The organism is Billgrantia zhangzhouensis, from assembly GCF_021404465.1.
In the GTDB taxonomy this organism is placed as follows: domain Bacteria; phylum Pseudomonadota; class Gammaproteobacteria; order Pseudomonadales; family Halomonadaceae; genus Halomonas; species Halomonas zhangzhouensis.
The window spans coordinates 304,179-322,561 of record NZ_JABFTT010000005.1; the positions used below are offsets into that span (position 1 = coordinate 304,179).

The 18,383-nt window shown below is 62.7% G+C and carries 15 protein-coding genes; 3 read left to right on the forward strand and 12 right to left on the reverse strand.

Features of this window, described 5'->3' with window-relative positions:
- Positions 1-74 precede the first annotated feature (74 nt).
- Positions 75-356 carry a hypothetical protein gene (locus HOP51_RS08775; RefSeq protein ID WP_234273546.1) on the forward strand — a complete coding sequence of 94 codons (282 nt, stop codon included), beginning with the start codon at positions 75-77 and terminating at the stop codon, positions 354-356.
- A 30-nt stretch (positions 357-386) separates the two neighbouring features.
- Here the strand turns inward: HOP51_RS08775 and HOP51_RS08780 are convergent, their stop codons facing one another.
- Both HOP51_RS08780 and rlmKL read right to left on the reverse strand, forming a co-directional pair.
- Positions 387-743 (reverse strand): glutaredoxin family protein, encoded by a 357-nt coding sequence (locus HOP51_RS08780; RefSeq protein WP_234273547.1) that lies wholly within the window; start codon positions 741-743, stop codon positions 387-389.
- Positions 740-2,938, reverse strand: a complete 2,199-nt coding sequence (rlmKL, locus tag HOP51_RS08785; RefSeq protein ID WP_234273548.1) for a bifunctional 23S rRNA (guanine(2069)-N(7))-methyltransferase RlmK/23S rRNA (guanine(2445)-N(2))-methyltransferase RlmL — start codon at positions 2,936-2,938, stop codon at positions 740-742. Before rlmKL ends, HOP51_RS08780 begins: the two co-directional genes overlap by 4 nt.
- A gap of 282 nt (positions 2,939-3,220) precedes the next feature.
- Here rlmKL and rmf point away from each other — a divergent pair, with 282 nt between their 5' ends.
- Positions 3,221-3,427 (forward strand): ribosome modulation factor, encoded by a 207-nt coding sequence (rmf, locus tag HOP51_RS08790; RefSeq protein WP_043516906.1) that lies wholly within the window; start codon positions 3,221-3,223, stop codon positions 3,425-3,427.
- Positions 3,428-3,548: 121 nt separating this feature from the next.
- Here the strand turns inward: rmf and HOP51_RS08795 are convergent, their stop codons facing one another.
- The 5 genes from HOP51_RS08795 to HOP51_RS08815 form a co-directional block, all read right to left on the reverse strand.
- A complete protein-coding gene (locus HOP51_RS08795; RefSeq protein ID WP_234273549.1) occupies positions 3,549-4,580 on the reverse strand; it encodes a quinone-dependent dihydroorotate dehydrogenase in 1,032 nt (343 codons plus the stop codon).
- 120 nt (positions 4,581-4,700) lie between these two features.
- Positions 4,701-9,539 carry an NAD-glutamate dehydrogenase gene (locus tag HOP51_RS08800; protein WP_234273550.1) on the reverse strand — a complete coding sequence of 1,613 codons (4,839 nt, stop codon included), beginning with the start codon at positions 9,537-9,539 and terminating at the stop codon, positions 4,701-4,703.
- A 202-nt stretch (positions 9,540-9,741) separates the two neighbouring features.
- Entirely contained in the window at positions 9,742-10,851 is a 1,110-nt protein-coding gene (gene trmA, locus HOP51_RS08805; protein ID WP_234273551.1) for a tRNA (uridine(54)-C5)-methyltransferase TrmA, read from the reverse strand.
- Between the two features lie 35 nt (positions 10,852-10,886).
- The gene (gene murI, locus HOP51_RS08810; protein ID WP_234273552.1) at positions 10,887-11,663 is read right to left on the reverse strand and encodes a glutamate racemase; all 777 of its coding nucleotides are present in this window, start codon (positions 11,661-11,663) and stop codon (positions 10,887-10,889) included.
- Positions 11,664-11,764: 101 nt separating this feature from the next.
- Positions 11,765-12,310: a hemerythrin domain-containing protein gene (locus HOP51_RS08815; protein ID WP_234273571.1), complete on the reverse strand. Its 546-nt coding sequence runs from the start codon at positions 12,308-12,310 to the stop codon at positions 11,765-11,767.
- Between the two features lie 248 nt (positions 12,311-12,558).
- Here HOP51_RS08815 and HOP51_RS08820 point away from each other — a divergent pair, with 248 nt between their 5' ends.
- Entirely contained in the window at positions 12,559-13,902 is a 1,344-nt protein-coding gene (locus tag HOP51_RS08820; protein WP_234273553.1) for a replication-associated recombination protein A, read from the forward strand.
- Positions 13,903-14,014: 112 nt separating this feature from the next.
- Here HOP51_RS08820 and HOP51_RS08825 read toward each other — a convergent pair whose 3' ends face one another.
- The 5 genes from HOP51_RS08825 to HOP51_RS08845 all read right to left on the reverse strand — a co-directional run.
- Positions 14,015-14,392 carry a hypothetical protein gene (locus HOP51_RS08825; protein WP_234273554.1) on the reverse strand — a complete coding sequence of 126 codons (378 nt, stop codon included), beginning with the start codon at positions 14,390-14,392 and terminating at the stop codon, positions 14,015-14,017.
- A gap of 70 nt (positions 14,393-14,462) precedes the next feature.
- Positions 14,463-14,774 carry a hypothetical protein gene (locus HOP51_RS08830; RefSeq protein ID WP_234273555.1) on the reverse strand — a complete coding sequence of 104 codons (312 nt, stop codon included), beginning with the start codon at positions 14,772-14,774 and terminating at the stop codon, positions 14,463-14,465.
- A 185-nt stretch (positions 14,775-14,959) separates the two neighbouring features.
- On the reverse strand, positions 14,960-15,118 hold the full coding sequence (locus HOP51_RS08835; protein WP_234273556.1) for a hypothetical protein: 159 nt from the start codon (positions 15,116-15,118) through the stop codon (positions 14,960-14,962).
- A gap of 80 nt (positions 15,119-15,198) precedes the next feature.
- A complete protein-coding gene (locus tag HOP51_RS08840; RefSeq protein WP_234273557.1) occupies positions 15,199-16,254 on the reverse strand; it encodes a DUF6708 domain-containing protein in 1,056 nt (351 codons plus the stop codon).
- A gap of 3 nt (positions 16,255-16,257) precedes the next feature.
- Positions 16,258-18,383, reverse strand: a 2,126-nt coding sequence (locus HOP51_RS08845) for a T6SS effector BTH_I2691 family protein (RefSeq protein WP_234273558.1), incomplete at its 5' end; no start/stop codon positions are given.

Sequence of the window (18,383 nt, forward strand, 5' to 3'; positions counted from 1 at the left end):
GGATGATACCTTACAATACCGCGACCGATCCTTCGTGCCGCCCAGGGCGGCGTCCAGACGCATTGGGAGTCTTCGTGATCGTCCGCTGGGAAAGTGACCATGATTACGTGCTGGTGCATATCCACCAGGACATGTTCGGCGACTGGATCTTCAGCCGCGCCTGGGGCCAGATCGGCACCCAGTTCGGTGGCTTGAAGCACATGCTGGCCGACGATCACGACCAGGCCATGATGTGGCTGGCCGACGAGACCACCATCCAGTCATCCCGCGGCCTGCGCAAGGTACTCGAAGTGGAAGCCGAGAGCGCCGAGGGACAGGCGGCGGTGCGGCAGCTGTCGCTGCTGGACCACGTCTGAACTCCAGGACCTTGACATGCTCCCCTCGGGTCAAGCCAGGTAGCGTCGTCCTGCGGGCCGGCAGGCAGGCGCTTTACGCTCCTTCCGTTCCTCTTCCCGCAAGTCGTCCCGCCCCTCCTGCAGTCGCCTCCAAGCCTCCGCGTCCAGCGCCCCGCGCTCACTCAGCCAATCCGCCAGCCGCTGCGGCTCGAAGCCCATGTCGAGTTCATCGTCCGCCGTGTCCACCAGCACCGGGATGCGCACCCCGTAACGCGCCATCAACACTTCGTCTTCGCTGATCTCGACCTTCTTCAGGAAATACTCGCCGTCATGCAGCAGGTCAAGCAGGACCTCGAGCCGTTCGCAAAGGTGGCAACCCAGGGTGGTATAGAGCGTCAGCTGCATCATGCGGCCTCCCGGTGACGAATCAGGAACACATGGTGGATGTCGTGTCGGCGCTCGAAATCGGGATCGAAGGTACGCGCCGAAATGTCCTCCACCGCGAAGCGCTCGGTCAGCCCCTCGTCGAGCTGGAAGCGTCGCTGGTTGTTGGAGAACACCAGGGTACCGCCCGCAGCCAACCGTGCCATGGCAAGCGTGACCAGGCGGACATGGTCGCGCTGGACATCCAGGGTGCCTTCCATCTTCTTGGAGTTGGAGAAGGTGGGCGGATCGAGGAAGATCAGGTCGAACTCGGCCCTGGCGGTCTCCAGCCAGCGCAGGCAGTCGTCCCGCACCACACGATGGCGGGCAGGATCGAGGCCATTCAGGGCGAAGTTGTCACGCGCCCACTCCAGATAGGTGTTGGAGAGATCGACGCTGACACTGTCGCTGGCACCACCGGCCTCCTCGCTCCCAAGCGCCGCCTGCACGGTGGCGGCGGCGGTATAGCAGAACAGGTTGAGGAAACGCTTGCCCGACGCCATGCCGGCAAGCATACGCCGTACCGGACGGTGGTCGAGGAATAGCCCGGTGTCGAGGTAGTCGCGCAGATTGACCCATAGCCTGGCGCGCCCTTCACGCACCTGGAAACGCTCGCCGGTACTCGCCTGCTTACGGTACTGCGCCTTGCCGCTCTGTTTCTCGCGGCGCTTGATCACCACCTGGCCGGGGTCGACATCGAGCACCTCGGGAATCACCTGCAACGCATCGAACAGCCGCTTCTGCGCCTGGGCGGCATTCACCGAGCGCGGTGGGGCGTACTCCTGGACATGCACCCGGCCGTCGTAGACATCCACCGCCAGCGCATACTCCGGCATGTCGGCGTCATAGAGCCGGTAGCAGGTCTCGCCGCTCTGCTTGAGCCATTTCCTGAGTCGCTTGCGGTTTTTCTCCAGGCGGTTGGCAAACATCTGCGCACCCTCGCTGCGCGGCGCCGCTGCCGCCACTGCGCTGGCCTCGCCTTCAGCGCTTCCGGCGTGCACGTCCATCAACAGCAGCTTGGCCTCCAGCGGGCCATTCTTCAGCGAGTACTGCTTGTCGGCCCGCAGTCCGATGCGATGTCCCAGGTCCGGATTGGCGGTGAACACCGCCAAACGCCAGCCAGGGAAGGCGCGCCGCACGCCTTCGCCCAGCTCGCGGTAGAGCAAGACCAGTTCGGGCAGCTCGCCCAGCCGCTCGCCGTAGGGCGGATTGGTCATGACCAGCCCCCGCATCTCCTCGCCCAGCTCGGCCGGGCGCTGAAGTTGACCGAGCGAGGCACCGGAGAAGCCGATCAGCGCAGGAATTCCGGCACGCATGGCGTTGGACTTGGCCGCGGCCAGCGCCGGCGGACTCTGGTCGAAGCCATGCAGCCGGTTGCGGCAACGCTTGCGACCGATGCTGGCGCGTGCCTCGGCTTCACGCTTGAGCTCGGCCCACAGTGCTTCGTCGTGCTGCGCCCAGCCGTGAAAACCGAAACGCACCCGGTTCAGGTTGGGCGCCATGTCGGCGGCCATCAGCGCCGCCTCGATCAGCAGTGTACCGGCACCGCACAGCGGATCGACCAGGGCTTCGCCATCGCGCAGCCGCTGCGGCCAGCCGGCCCGGATCAACAGCGCCGCAGCCAGGTTCTCCTTGAGCGGGGCGTGGCCCACGTCGCGCCGATAGCCGCGCCGATGCAGGCTGTCTCCGGAAAGGTCCACGCCCAGCGTCAGCCGCCCGCGGTGCAGGTGGGCATAGAGCCTGAGGTCGGGACGCTGCAGGTCGACATCCGGTCGAGCTCGCCCCTGCGCCAGCAGGGCATCGACCACCCCGTCCTTGACCGTCTGGGCGCCGAAGCGGGTATGGCGAATCTGCTCACTACGGCCGTGGAAATCCACCGCCAGCGTCGCGCCGGACCGCAGGTGGCGGGACCAGTCGACGCCAGTGACGGCATGATGCAGCTCCTCAGGGCGCTCGACGCCCTCCTCGCGCAACAGGCACAGCACGATACGATTGGCTAGCCGCGACCACAGACAGGCGCGATAGGCCACTTCCAGCACACCATGAAAGTGGACGCCGGCTACCGTCGTCTTGTCGATCTCGGCGCCCAGCGTACGCAGTTCGTCGGCCAGCAGCTCTTCCAGCCCCTTGGGGCAGGTCGCCAGGAAGGCCCGTATTTCGCGTTGCGATGGCTCATTCATGTCGCGTTCCCGCCCCCTTCGGCCGGGTATATTCCTTTCGTTACAATTTTGTCTCTGTCTTATGACGAAACATAGGTCGACATGCCCCCCATGATGGGCTAAGAGTAGTCATGGTAGCTACTGTAAAGACGCATGCGTCCACTTCGCGGGTTCAGACTGGCCCCGCATGACCTCGCTCTGCCGTCGTTAAGGGAATGAATAACGGCTAAGCGAACGAACGGTGGAACGCCGGGGTGCGTATGTCGCGCGCTCCAAATTGGTACCTTTACAAGAGGTCATCCGATGAAAAGACAGAAACGTGATCGCTTCCAACGCGCCTATCTCCATGGCTACAAGGCCGGTATTTCCGGGCGCTCCCGCGACGACTGTCCCAGTCAGGATGTCAACATACGTGAATATTGGATGAGTGGTTGGCGTGAAGGCCGAGGAGACCAATGGGCCGGCATGACCGGCGTCTCCGGCATTCACAAGAACCCGATGGTGCTATAACCCTTTCCCACCCAACCTATCGTCCCTTCGCCAACACCGGAGTGGCAAAGCCAAGCTAAGCCCGTGCCATGCACGGGCTTTATTCGTTTGGCTCGGCCAGTTCCGAGCCGGGCCTCGCGCATCAGTGCGGCCTGGCTGCCACGGCCGCCCTGATCGCGCGAGCACATTCGCTGATCAGCGCCGGGCCACGGTAGATGAAACCCGAATAGAGCTGGACCAGGTCGGCACCGGCCTCGAGCTTGGCCGCCGCCGCCTCACCGCTGTCGATGCCGCCCACGCCGATGATCGGCAGCTCGGGCAGGTGACGGCGCAGCTCGCGAATCACCCGGTTGGAGGGCTCGAACACCGGCCGTCCCGAGAGCCCGCCCTGCTCGTCGGCATGAGGCAGCCCAATCACTGCTTCCCGCGACACCGTGGTATTGGTCGCGATCACCGCATCCACTCCGCTATTGGCGATGCTCTCCGCTACCAGTCCCACCTCTTCGGCACTCATGTCCGGCGCGATCTTGACCGCCAGCGGTACCCGGCGGCCGGCGGCTTGGTCCAGACGGCTGCCCGCCTCGCGCAAGGTGCCCAGCAGGGCATCGAGGTGCTCACCGAACTGCAGGTTGCGCAGCCCCGGGGTATTGGGCGAGGAGATGTTGACCGTCACATAGTCGGCATGGGCATGAACCTTCTCCAGGCAGATCAGGTAGTCATCCACGGCACGCTCCACCGGCGTGGTGAGGTTCTTGCCGATGTTGATGCCGATCACGCCATCGAAACGGGCGGCACGCACGCGCGCCACCAGGTGATCGACACCGGCATTGTTGAAGCCCATGCGGTTGATGATGGCGCCGCGCTCGGGCAGTCGGAACAGGCGCGGCCTGGGGTTGCCCTCCTGTCCCTTCGGTGTGACGGTACCGACCTCGACGAAACCGAAGCCGAGCGCGCCCAGCGCATCGAGATGATCGGCATTCTTGTCGAGCCCCGCCGCCAGCCCTACCCGATTGGGGAAACGCAGCCCCATCAGTTCCACCGGATCGTCGACGCGTCCCCCACCCAGCAGCCCCGCTAGCTTGAGGCGATGGGCCAGGTCCAGAGCCGAGAGCGCATGGCCGTGGGCGGTTTCGGCATCGAGACGAAACAGGATCGAACGGGCAAGCGCGTACATGGCGGCTCCTGGCAGTTGGCGAATGACGAGGCGGGCGGATTATAGCAGCGCCTTTGGCCCAAGACGACGAACCCCGCCACAAGGGCAGGGTTCGCAGCACTACAAGGAGGCCGGAGACGCTCAGGTCTCGCCGTTGCTTTCGGCCAGATCGACCAGCTCGCGCACCGCCACCGCGAACAGCGGGAAGCTCGCCTGGCTGCCTCCACGCACCTCGGCGATCAGGCGGCACCAGCGTTCGTGCAGCGAGGCATGCATGGCCAGCCAGTTGTCGACCCTGTCGTCAGGCTCGCGGCCATCCTCGGTCTTGAGCACGCTGACGGTCAGCGCCAACTGCTGACGATCTATATCGTCGCGGAAGGTTTCACGAGCCTGGGCCTGCCAGCTGTCGCGCACTTGAAGGTTGCTCACCTGCTGGATCATCCACGGCAGCTCGAGGCGGCTGCCGATCTCGAAGAAGACCTCGGCGACACGCTGCGGCTTCTCGTCGGCCTGACGCGCCGCCTGGATGATGCCCAGCGCACCGTAGAGGCTGCCCGAAGCCGCCACCGTGGCGGCAAGTTCCTCGGGAACGCCGGCTTCGAGCAGCTCAGCGCGCTTCTGCTCCCAGCGCTCGCGCTCCTCGCCGCGCAGCAACTCGCCGATGCTCTCTTGCAACTGAGCGACACGAGGTGCGAAGTACTCAATGGCGTCGCGAGTGGAAAGCCCCAGACGCTGACGCAGGAACCAGCGGGTAGTGCGCCGGATGAGCCGCATCAGGTCGAGCATCATGGCGTACTGCACCTGACTCGGTATCTGGTTGTCCAGCGCCTCGATTCGCTCCCACAGGTCGGAGAGCTGGAAGCTATCGCGCGCGACGACGTAGGCCCGGGCGATATCGGCCGGACTGGCGCCGGTGGAATCGATCAGGCGGCGCACGAAAACGATGCCCATGTGATCGACCAGATCGTTGGCCACCTGGGTGGTAACGATCTCGCGCTTGAGACGGTGATCGTACATCTCCTCCTGGAAACGCTCGACCAGCACCCGCGGGAAGATCCGCTCCACGTACTGCTGGATGTAGGGGTCGTCGGGCACGTCGGAAGCCAGTACATGGCCCTTGAGCACACTTTTGGCGTAGGAGATCAGCACCGAGAGCTCCGGATGGGTCATGCCCTGGTCGGCATTGGCCCGCTCCTGCAGCTCCTCGTCGGAAGGCAGGAACTCGAGTTCGCGGTCGATCTGGCCGGCGGCTTCGAGTTCGCTGACGAAGCGACGATACGGGCCGATGCCATAGCGCGACAGGATCTGCGAAAGATCCAGCGCCTGGGTCTGCCGATAGTTGTCGAGAATGACCAGGTCTGCCACTTCCTCGGTCATGTCGGCCAGCAACTGGTTGCGCTGCTTTTCGGTCATGTCGCCGCGCTTGACCACCTCGTCGATGAGGATCTTGATGTTGACCTCATGATCGGAGCAGTTGACGCCACCTGCATTGTCGATGAAGTCGGTGTTGACCAGCACGCCGCGGGCAGCCGCCTCCATGCGGCCGCGCTGGGTCAGGCCCAAGTTGCCGCCCTCGCCGACCACGCGACAGTTGAGTTCGCCGCCATTGATGCGCAGCGCGTCGTTGGCCTTGTCGCCGACCATGGCATCGGTCTCGGCACTGCCCTTGACGTAGGTGCCAATGCCGCCATTCCACAGCAGGTCGAAGTGGGACTTGAGCATCGCCCGGATGAAGTCGTTGGGTGAGAGGCGATCCTCCTCGATGCCGAAGGCCTCCTTCATCTGCGGCGAGATCGGGATCGACTTGGCGCTGCGCTTGAACACGCCGCCTCCCTCGGAGATCAGCGAGGCATCGAAGTCCTCCCAGCTGGAACGCGGCAGATGGAACAGGCGCTCGCGCTCGGCGAAGGTGGCCGCCGCATCGGGGTTCGGGTCGACGAAGATGTGCAGGTGGTTGAAGGCGCCCACCAGGCGGATCTTGTCGGAGAGCAGCATGCCGTTGCCGAACACGTCGCCGCCCATGTCGCCGATGCCGACGACGCTGAACTCTTCCTCCTGGGTGTTCAAGCCGAGATTGCGGAAGTGGCGCTTCACCGACTCCCAGGCGCCACGTGCGGTGATGCCCATCTTCTTGTGGTCGTAGCCGTTGGCGCCGCCCGAGGCGAATGCGTCGCCAAGCCAGTGGCCGTATTCGGCGGAGATCTCGTTGGCGATGTCGGAGAAGGTCGCGGTGCCCTTGTCGGCCGCGACTACCAGGTAGGCATCGTCTTCGTCATGCCGCACCACGTTCTTCGGCGGCACCACTTCGCCTCCGACCAGGTTGTCGGTGACATCGAGCAGCGCCCGGATGAAGGTCTTGTAGCAGGCGATGCCCTCCTGCTGGATGGCGTCGCGGTCGCCACCCTCGGGCAGCCGCTTGCAGACGAAACCGCCCTTGGCACCCACCGGCACGATCACCGCGTTCTTCACCTGCTGCGCCTTGACCAGGCCCAGCACCTCGGTGCGGAAGTCCTCCTGGCGATCCGACCAGCGCAGCCCACCGCGCGCCACCTTGCCGCCGCGCAGATGAACGCCCTCGACCCGTGGCGAACAGACGAAGATCTCATAGGCCGGGCGCGGCTTGGGCATGCCGGTGATTCGCTTGGGATCGAGCTTGTAGGCGATGTAGTCCTTGAGCCCGCCGTCGGCGCTACGCTGGTAGTAGTTGGTCCGCAACGTGGCCTGGATCATCTCCACGAAACGGCGCAACAGCTGGTCGTCGTTGAGGCTCGCCACACCGTCGAGGTGGCGATTGATGCGTTCGATGCAGGCGTCGATCTCGGCATCGTCGGGACGCTGCTCGGGGTCGAAGCGCAGTTGGAACAGAACCACCAGTTCACGGGTGATTTCCGGATAGCTGGTCAGAGTCGTGGCGATGTAATCCTGCGACATACCGAAGCGGATCTGCTTCAGGTAGCGGGCATAGGCCCGCAGCATGGCCACTTCGCGCCAGTCCAGGTTGGCGGCGATCACCAGGCGGTTGAAGCCGTCGTTCTCCGCCTCGCCGACCCAGATACGCTTGAATGCCTCGATGAAAGGCTCGCGCATCTTCTGCAGGCTGACCTCGGTGCTGGTGTGGTGCTCCAGGTTGAAGTCGTGCAGCCAGTAGAGCGCATCGGGCGCGACGATCTCGTAGGGGCGCTCGCCGATCACTCGCAGCCCCAGGTTCTCCATCACCGGCAGCACGTCGGAGAGCGGGATGGTGTGGTCACGCTGGAACAGCTTGAGATTGACCCCGCTACCCTCCTCCTCCACCAGGCGGTAGAGAGAGAGCGCCAGCGGCTCGCCGGCATCGAGCTCGGCCAGGTGCTGCAGGTCGAACACCGCCGTACGCGAGCCGAAGTCGTCGCGATAGCTGGCCGGGAAGCCGTCGCGGAAGCGATCCATCAGCCGGTTGGCCTGCTCCTCGCCGAACCCTTCGACCAATGCCTCGTGCAATTCGTCGCGCCAGCTGCGGGCCAACTGGGCCACCTTGGCTTCGAGGCGCTTGAGGCTGACCTCGTGCGGAGCGTCGCCACGGAAGCGCAGAATGAACTGGATGCGCGCCAGGATCGACTCGGAAAGATAGGTGTTGAAGTCACCGAAGGTAGCGTCGAGCTCTTCACACAGCAGGTTCTGGATGCGCACGCGCAGGTCGGTGGAGAAGACGTCACGCGGCACGAACACCAGGCACGAGTGGAAGCGCCCGGAGCGGTCGGTACGGATGAACAGCCGTACCCGGCGCCGCTCACGGATGTCCAGGATACCCAGCGCCGTGTGGGCAAGTTCCTGGGTATCGATCTGGAACAGATCGTCGCGCGGATATACCTCGAGGATCTGCAGCAGTTGCTTGCCGTTGTGCCCCTTGGGATTGAAGCCGGCGATCTCCATCACCGCCTTGAGCTTGCGCCGCAGCAGCGGAATGTTGCGCGGTGATTCGTTGTAGACGCTGGATGTGAACAGACCGAGAAAGCGGTGTTCGCCGACCAGACGACCCTGCTCGTCATAGCGGTCGATCGAAATGTAATCCGGGTAGGTGGGACGGTGCACCCGGGCATGGTGCGCGCTCTTGGCGAAGGAGAGCAGCTGCGGTGCCAGCACGAAACGGTTGCCATCAATGCCGAGCTCGGTACGGATACGTTCCTGGTAGCGTGACAGATCCAGGCGAAACACGCCCAGCTTGCTCTGTTCGTCCCTGACCAGCCGGTCGCCCTCGGCGTCGGATTCGATGTCGTAGGCGTCGTAGCCAAGGAAGGTGAAGTTGTCGCGTATCAGCCATTCGATGAAGGCAACGGCTTCTTCGTGATCGCCAGGCTCAATCTGCTCGGGGCGGCTGGCCTGAAGTTCGGCAACGGCCTGACGAGCCCGATCGCACATGGCTTCGTAGTCGCCCACGGCAGTGCGTACGTCGCGCAGCACCTCGTGCAACGACTGCTCGATCTCGGCCAGCACTTCCGGATTGGAGTGGCGGTCGATCTCGATGGCGATCATCGACTCGCGATTGTCGGGTGCGTCGGCGTCTCGCGGCGACACGACACGCAGCAACTCGTGGTTACGATTGCGCTCCACCGCCAGCACGGCGTTATGGATGGCATGCACGGTCAGGCCACGACGATTCAGCTCGATGCGCACCGAGTCGACCAGAAAAGGCATGTCCTCGTGCAATACCGCGACGAAGCTATGCGAGGACTGCCAGCCGTACTCTTCGAAGTCAGGATTGAAGACGCGCACCTTGGGCGAGGCATGGTCGAAGTGCTGGATGAAGTGCCATACCGAGAGCGTGGCCCCATAGAGGTCGTCTAGCCGGCGGTCGGCGAGATCCTCCAGCGGCGCCGTGGCATAGAAATGGCGGGAGAAGGCTTCCACCTCCTCGGCCCGCGTCTTGTCGAGTCGGCTCTCCAGGCGTTCGCGCAGTTGCTTGAGAATTTCCTGCCGTCCAACTTCGATCGTCTCGTATTGCATCCCTCACCTCGGCTGCCTGGGGCCGTTGCGGCCCTGGGAAAGAATCGGCGTGACTCGCGGTCACATGTCGGGAAGCTTACTGCAGCCCAGCTCCGCGCCCCACCGACTTGCCAGCCTTCTCATGGAGCATGTCGGTTGTGCATCAAGACTGAACGTTTCGCTACTTGACAACGACGAACCTTTCCCGACCAGAAGTGAAGTCTCAAGCGTCCTTTCTCTCCAGCAACACCCCACATTCACAGTGATGTGTCCAAGGGAACTGATCGAACAACGCGAAACGAGCGACCCGATGAGTGCGGCTCAGCGTCTCCAGGTTGCGCTCCAATGTATCGGGGTTGCATGAAATATAGACGACTCGCGAGTATTCGCTCAGTTGGCGGCAACTGGCTTCATCAAGGCCGGCGCGTGGCGGGTCCACCAGTACGGTGGAGAAGTCATAGGCTTCCAATGTCATCTCGGTCACCCGCCGCCCTCCCTTCTCGCCCTTCAGTGCAGCGCTGAACTCCTCGGCCGACATGCGTCCCACCACAGCGTTGTCGATGGCGTTGGCTGCCAGGTTCTGCTGGGCACTGGCCACCGAGGTACGCGAGATCTCGGTGGCGAGCACATGGCGAAAGTTCTCGGCCAGGGCAACGGTGAAGTTGCCGTTACCGCAGTAGAGTTCCACCAGGTCACCAGCCTGGCTGCCCCGGGTCACATCCCGCACCCAGGCAAGCATGGCCCGGTTGATCTCGGCATTGGGCTGGGTAAAGCTGTTTTCCACCTGCTGGTAGTGGAACGTGCGCCCTTCCACTTCCAGCCGCTCCCAGACATGGTCGCGCTCGAGCACCAGCCGCTGCTTGCGCGAACGGCCGATGACGAAGATATCGAGGTGCTGTTGCAGCCAGCGGGCCGCCTCCTCCCAGGCACCGTCCAGCGGCCGGTGATAGATCAGCGTGACCAGCGCCTCGCCGGAAAGCGTGGTCAGGAACTCGACCTGGAACAGGCGGCGACGCAGCACGTCGTTTTCCAGCAGCACCTCGCGCAAGCGTGGCATCAGTTCGTTGATGCGCCGGCTGGCAACGGGATAGTCATCCAGTCGAATCACCCGCTTGTGCTTGGGGTCGTCGCGATCGACCTCGAACATGGCGTAGTAGAGGTCGTCGCCTTCATGCCATAGGCGAAACTCGCAGCGCTGACGGTAGTGGCTCGGCGGTGAGGGAAACACCTCCAGAGCCGGCGGACCGAAACGCTGGAACTGCTGGGTGATGCGTTCACGCTTGGCCGCGAGCTGCTGGTCATAGCGCGCGAGGTCGACAACGGGAATGGACACGGCAACTCCTGTCGTGTGCAGGAAGGAAAAGGGGTTCAGCCGACGATCAGCAGGCGTGGTTCGTCGAAATCGAAGACGGCCAGGGCTCGGGCAAGCCGCGCATCGGGCGCCGTAGCCAGCCCTTGGTCGCGCCCTGTCCTGGGCGTGGGGTCGCCGGCCACCTCGGCGGTACGCCGCGCAATGGCCTCGCCGGAATCGACCAGGCGTATCGGCCGTGGCGATGCCGCGCTCATCCTCTCGCCAAGCAGCGGGAAATGGGTGCAACCGAGCACCACCGTATCGAGATCGGTGGACTCCCACAGCGGCGCCGTAACGGCGTCGATGATGGCCTGGTCCGGCTCGTCGCCGGCCAGAAAGCGCTCGGCCTCGCGCACCAGCGGGTCGGCGGCAACCCGTGTGACGCGACAGTCGGCGGCAAAGGTCTCGATCAGGCGATCGGTGTAGGGGCGCGCCACGGTGGCGCTGGTCGCCAGCAGGCCGATGTGCCGACTCACGCTCATGGCCGCGGCGGGCTTGATCGCCGGCACCGTGCCCACCACCGGTACCGTCAGGTGTGCACGCAGGGCCTCCAGCGCCAGGGTACTGGCAGTATTGCATGCCACCACCAGCACACAACAGCCGCTGGCCGCGACCGCCGCCTCGCACACCGCCAGAATGCGCTCCACCAGCCACGCATCGGGACGTACGCCATAGGGCAACATGGCATTATCGCAGGCATACACCAGCGCGGCATCGGGCAAGCGGCGCCGCAGGGGCGGCACCACCGATAGGCCGCCAACGCCGGAATCGAAGATCAATATCGGGCCGGACATGGCGAAACGGTGCTCATGGAACTCGCTCGGCTACTACTCGAAGGGGCCTATTCTAGCAGCATGCCGAGCGAGCTGAAGCCCTCGCTTCGCCAACGTCTTCCTCAGGCCGTCGGCTCCGGGGTTTCGCACAGTTCGGCGTAGAGTTCCGGATAGGCCTCCTGCAAACGCTCCAGCTTGGCCGCCGCCCCTTCAGGCAGTGTCTGGGCCAGGTGTTCCAGGTCATTGTCGTCGAAATATTCGCCGATCAACGGGAAGAGCAGTTCGCGTTCGTCGCGCAGGTAGTTGCGGTGCGCAACCAGATAGGCTTTCAGGTCCTCGGCGAAGCGATCCATTGGGACCACCGCGTCCATCAGGATCATGTCGATATCGTTGGACAACCGCATCAGGCGCTGCCGCAAGGCCTGGTAATCGCTCGACAAGCGCTCGGTGAAAGCCCTGCACTCCGGGGCCAGGGCCTGCAACCGATCCGAGCAGACACGCTCCAGCGGAACGGTGAAATCCTCCATGTAGTCAAGGATGTAATCGACGACTTCACGCACCAGTTGAAAGTTGGGCCGGTCACCATTGGCCAAGGCCTTTTGCTTGAGCTGCAGAACGTGCAACAAGCGCGCCATGTTGGCATGATCCTGACGCAGCTGGGTCAGCATGGGCATGTCGAGGCTCCTCTTACGATGAGCGGGTATAGTGGTTGGAGTCGCGGGACGAAAGCAGGTTCAGTCATGTCGCTATCGAGATACGGCCCTGTCGCCAACAAGACACGACACGAATGGCGGGATGTGTATCACACTAGACCCTTTGGCCCATTCCCGCACATCGCCCAAAGTCGTATTGCAACCCATTGAGTTAGTGCTAGCCGCCTGACCGGCACTGCACGTCAGCATGAGGAGTACATTCCATGGATCTTTTCGGCCAGGCGCACGACGACAACGCCCCGCTGGCCTATCGCATGCGCCCTCGCCGTCTCGACGACTACGTGGGCCAGCAGGCTCTGGTCGGGCCGGGCAAGCCGCTGCGGCGCATGGCCGAGAGCGGCATTGTGCGCTCGATGATCCTGTGGGGGCCGCCAGGTACCGGCAAGACCACCCTGGCCGAAATCCTCGCCGAACACTCCGGTGCGCACCTGGAGCGGCTTTCCGCGGTGATGGCGGGCGTCAAGGAGATCCGCGCCGCGGTAGAGCGGGCCAGGGCCATACAGGCCCAAGGCCAGCCTACCCTGCTGTTCCTCGATGAGATACACCGGCTCAACAAGAGCCAGCAGGACGCCCTTCTGCCTCACGTGGAGTCGGGCCTTTTGACGCTGATCGGTGCCACGACCGAGAACCCCTCGTTCGAAGTCAATTCCGCGCTGCTCTCGCGTGCCCGCGTACACGTGCTCACCTCACTCGACGAGAGCGAACTCATCGAAGTAATGCAGCGTGCCCTGCGCGACGAGGAGCGAGGGCTGGGCGGGCGCCGCATCGCAGTCGACGACGAGGTGCTGGCCATCCTGGCCCGCGCCGCCGCCGGCGACGCCAGGCGCGCCCTGGGCATGCTGGAAACCGCCTGCGACTTCAGCGTGCCCGAGGGCGAAGGCGAAAGGCTGCCGCGCGAAGCGCTGGATACCGCGCTTGGCCATCAGACCAGCGCCTTCGACAAGCAGGGCGACCATTTCTACGACCTGCTCTCGGCGATCCACAAGTCGGTACGCTCGTCGCGCCAGGACGCGGCGCTGCTCTACATTGCCCGTTTCATCCAGGGTGGCGGCGATCCGCTCGACGTGGTGCGCCGGCTGGCGGCGATCGCCTCCGAGGATGTCGGCAACGCCGACCCTCGCGCCCTGCCGCTGGTCATGGCGGCCTGGGACGCCTACCTGCGCCTGGGCGACTACGAAGGCCAGCGCGCCATTGCCCATGCCGCGATCCATCTTTCCATCGCCCCCAAGAGCAACGCCATCGACCAGGCGTGGAAACGCGCCAAGGCGTTCGTCGCTGCCCAGCCCCGGCTCGGGGTTCCTACCTACCTGCGCAACGCCCCGACCAAGCTGATGGAGTCGCTGGGCCACGGCCATGGCTATCGCTACGCCCACAACGAGGCGGAGGGCTACCCCGCGGGCAGCGATCATGACTGCTGGCCCGAGGAAGTGCCGCGAGAGACCTTCTACCAGCCCAGCGAACACGGCCAGGAGAAGCGCTACGCCCAACTAATGGCCTGGCGCGCCGAGCTGGATGCGCGGGCCGACCAAGGGAAAGAAGAGGGATAGCAGCCGACTCAGGCATGGCGAAATCAGGGTAACGACCGTAAACGTCCCGCCGAGTCGGCGGGACGTTTACGTTTGCTATCGGATCAGGCTCTCTTATGCTTACCTGCCGCCCTCACCCCTCGATGTTTTCATGGCTCTGCGCCCGGCGATGATAGAAGAAAAGATAGGCAAGCCCGAGCGGTGCGATGAAGATGGCAAAACTCCAACAGAGCGTCATGGTGAATATTTTCACCACCAGCAGCATCACCGCATTGACGAAGAACACATTGTCTCCCAGCAGGAACCCCACTGCCTGTTCGTAAATGAAGCGCGAATAGGGGTACAACAAAGCATTAACGGTCAGCAACAGTAGTTGATCCATACGTATTTGCCCATCTCCCTGCGTGATAGCAAAGACGATCAACACCGACATTCCGATGCCGAAGAACAGCTGGCGCAAGAAGTAGCGAAGTGAAAGACCGCCGAATGTCGTGGCAATGAAATGACGCATGGATATCTCCTATGATCCGTTTTTCTTTTTTGCCTGTCCGAACCCGGCCAAGCTCTGGAGGGGGTCACTTCTAGTGGGGGGAGTCCAACTGCTCCATCAGGTTCTGCCATGCCCTTTCGCTGTTGGTGGAAAGCACGCCTCCCAGCAAGGCATTACTGGCGATTTTCGTCACGCGCAGACTACATTGAGAAACCATGTCGTCGTAGCGATCCAACGCGTCGCATAATCTATGCACTAACCACTGGGCGTAGTCGGCATCCATGCGTGGCACGAGGGTATCGATCGCCTCTTGCAGTTCCTGGAGCTCCTCTTCGATCTGGGCCACTTTCGCTTGATCGTACTCCGGCAATTCCTCCAGCGCTTTTGCCAGGTTCTTGTTCACCGAGGAAATTCTTCGGCTACACCGACGCATGATATCACGATAGCGGGCCACTCAGCCCCCTCCTCAGAGATGGCTTCAAGGCGAGGTTGCAAAGTATCCCCGAAACAAGAAGTAGAAGATTGTCAGCGCCTCCGCTCAGTCCAGCAAGAAGCAGAACAATGGCCAGAGGGCTTCACCTGCCTTGATCAGGCGTTCGTTCTGGCATTCATCAGCCCCGCCAGATCGGCGGCAATGCCCACCGGATCCTCCAGCGCCACCATCACCGGCGACATGCCGAGCGGCTCGGCCAGTGGGCGGCGTGCCGTTGCAAAATTAACCGGCTGCGAGTAGGCAGCCTGTTGCATGTGGATAACGCCGGTGCCCTTGGCCAGCAGCAAGCTATCAAGGGCGAGGCCTCACGCTCAATTCACTTTACCAGCCTCTACTAGCGCCAAAGCCCGGATACGATCCAACCAATCACACCGACGAAGCCACCTACGCCAATAACGGTGCAGATCAGCGGCCAGTAAAGCTCCCACCAGCCGATCGGGCCATTGTCGCGCCACGTCAGCACGTAGGGATCATCCGCATCCACCTGGCTCTCCCGCTCCACCTCATCAGGCCACTTCGGCACCTTGCTGGTCCACATTGCAAACATCCGGCCGATGGCGTTAAGCCCCAGCACGGGGGAGCCAATCAACTGTAGCCATGGCCAATGACCCGTCCAGGCATAATTTTGCACGATGCTCCAGCGCCAGCCCTCTTTTCGCCCATCTACCGGCATCAAATATCCCGTACTCTCTTTGAGATGACGCCAAGTGCGCTCTACGCCATCCTTCGCTTCCATATAGGGCTGCAGAAAGGCCCAGAACTTGTCGATCGACTCAGCATTTCCCAGTAATGATGGATATCCCAGTGAAAACGACTCGCGCACCGTTTCGCCATCAGCATCCAATACGTGGGCACGCAGGTCATAAGTGGTGCCGCTGAGTGGGCTCTTTTCCCTCCCTAAAGTCAGGAACAGTGAGTCCCAGGGCACCGTCAGGATGGTGCCGTTCTGGCGGAAGAAATGCACCTGTCGTGTCTTTCGATTCAGGCGCATGGGGTAGTGGGTCAAGCGGCCACACTCGGTTCGTATCAGCCACCAGCCTCCCCAAACGAGTGCTAGGAAAAGCGGAGTCAAAAAGCTTAGTCCAATCCAGTCCACCATCTCTACAGGTGCGGTGCGGCCGGAAAAAAATAGAGCACTATATATCCCTGCCCCCCCCCCAGCGGAAAGTAAAATGACGCAGACTCCAAACCAAGTATTGAATCCCTTGATCGGATACCAGCGGTCCACGATGTCAATGTAACTGCTATTAAACCTGATCACCGATAAGAAATCCATCGGCGGCGCGCTACTTGGCTTCTTCTGGTGGTAACGTGCCGCGCGCTCGGCCTCGGTCAGGGGGCGATCCACGGGGAAACGGATATTGCGGTAATCCAATCCGGCGTAATCCATACGTCAGCCTTTCATGTCGTTAAGGACCAGTTCCAATTCGCGCAGCTCCAAATCAGGGTCCAGGTAGCGTTCGCTTGTCTCGAACTTGCCGAAATAACATCGCTCCAGCCAGTCCTGCACCTTGTTGTCCTTGAAGATCTCTATCAGGACGGCGATAACGATCACCAACACAATCATGACGATACCCACACCGGTGGTGGCAGCACCAAAAATCCACGCACCCAATTTCGTGAAGGCGACCATCGCAACCACTGTTGCTCCCATACTTGAAAAGTAGAGCCAACCCACTGCATTCCCCTCTTGGAGCTCCTGACGCCCACGGATACCGTCCCATGCTGCCATCGCCACACCTGTGGCAATACCCAAAGTTTTCCCTACTATACGCAAGGCAACGCCAACGTATCGCTCCAGCGCCTTGGCAATGCGGCTACCTGTCTGCGCCGCCCTCTCCGACCATCTGCCAACTGTCTCCGACAGCACCCCCACCAAACCCGCAAGGCCAGTGTGATAGCGCCAGCGGTTTTCGTTCTTCTCATGCGCCAGACTATTGGCCAGGTCATCGGCTAGCTTGCCCAGCGCGATGATCTGCAGTATGCCCGTCACCACGCCTAATCCGGCCTCAGTGGGCAGCAGTTGGCGCCAACGCAAACGTGTCATTTCCTGACGATCGGCCGGGGTCAGGATAACGGCCTCGGCGAAACGGCGGGCATTGCCCTGGGCGTCCTTTCCGGGAAAATCCCCAACGACCCTGGGATCAGCCATGATCAGGTAACGATGCCGACCGGCGCTTTCGACAGCAGTGCCGTAGATGCGCGCCTTGCGCATCTGGATATCGATCGCACGATTCAGATCAGCCAACGCTCCCACTTCGGGATTGACCGCCACCATGCGGGCGATCAGCTCCGCAATTGCCTGGCCTCTACTCATCGTCACATCCACCAGGATCACCGGCGCACGGGCAATGACGCCCATTGCCACCAACGCCGGCCCCACGGCCCGGTCAACCGCTTTTGCGGCCACCTTACCGAAGGGGCCGCCCATAGCGACTGTCAGTCGTACGACCGCGTTCTTGCTCCCCTCACGGAGCGCTTCAAGCGCCTCGTCGTAGCCATTGATCAGGCCATTCCAGGGTAAACCATGCAAAGCTTCCGGTTGCAGGCCACTCCCCACTTGCCCTTTCCACTGTTCCAGTATCAGCTCCTGATGGTAACCCAAGGCTCTCAACACCAGATTACGCCGCTCAACGGTCGTAGCAGAGAGCCAGCGCTCGTAAAGCGCTGCGCAAGGGGCATACTCCTGAGTGTCTTGGATGCATAGCAGCAGCGTATCGACAAAGGAAGCACCGGAATCGATGTCCTTGTCGTCATGTTGGGCGTCCAGGTGCTGGTAGAGGTTATCGCTCTCCATCCACTCCACATGGGCTTGAGCCAGCGGGGCCAATTGCTCGGTATCGAAACTCTGCAACTCCTGTTGCCAAGCGGCCTCCCATGATTGCAACCTTGGCCTGTCGAGCTTGTCGCGGTAGCTCCTCCAAGCGGCGTCTCGGGCAGTTGCCAACTGCTCGGGTGTGGGGTCACGCCAGCGCTCCAACATCTCCTGCTGCCGCTCACGCACCCTGGAGCTTAATGCTCCTGCCAGCGCTGCCCCGCCACCTCCATAGCCTCCACCGTAAACCAACTGATAGGCGCTACGTTCGGTGCGATAGATCTGCCGATTCTCGGCATCTTCACGAATACTCTGACGGATATTGGCTATGGCTGAGGAGATCGCTAGCGGGCGGGCGTGGTCGGGATCTGCCATCTTTTCACGCAGCCTCGCCCCCATCAGCCCCGCCAGATCGGCGGCAATGCCCACCGGATCCTCCAGCGCCACCATCACCGGCGGCATGCCGATCGGCTCGGCCTGGGCATCGGCCCAGCGTTGCAGCCCCTCGATCTGCTCCTCGATACCGTTCATGGGAGCCAAGCTGTGACCGAAGGGGGTGGGCGGTGGAACGCTGTCTTCGTTGGAAACGGACGCCGGCATATCGGCGGGTATCCAGGGGTAGCCGGCTTCGGCGACACGCTCTTCCAGCTCGGCCAGAGGGGCGGCGTGATCGGCACTACCGCCACGCCATTCGGCCAGCGAGA